This window comes from Vibrio sp. 1580 (assembly GCF_033340055.1).
Genome location: NZ_JAWOVT010000421.1, coordinates 270 through 614 on the forward strand (window position 1 = coordinate 270; position 345 = coordinate 614).

Consider the following 345-nt stretch of genomic DNA (forward strand, 5'->3'; position numbering starts at 1 on the left):
TATCTCTAACCCAACAGAAGAGAAACTGCTGTTCCAACGCGCGCACCAAGATAAGTTAGCGCAGGCTATCTCTAAAGCGGTGGTTAAATATCTAAAAGATAACCCACCTGAAGGCACGGTGTTCTCACCTTCCTCTAAACCAATGGTGCACATTGTTAAGCGTGGTGAATCGCTGTCTGTGATTGCGAATAAATACGGTACTAACTCGAAAGCGTTGATGGCTGAGAACAAGTTGAAATCGACCAGCTTAGCGGTTGGACAAAAACTGCGTATTCCGTCAACTGGCAAGATCCAAGTGCCAAGCAAGCCTATTACAGTAGAGACTGAAACGATTACTCATACCGC

At 45.5% G+C, this 345-nt stretch carries 1 protein-coding gene; it reads left to right on the forward strand.

Annotation, left to right across the window (positions count from 1 at the left end; genetic code table 11):
* On the forward strand, positions 1 to 345 hold a 345-nt coding region (locus tag R7093_RS26355; RefSeq protein ID WP_318147167.1), incomplete at both ends, for a LysM peptidoglycan-binding domain-containing protein.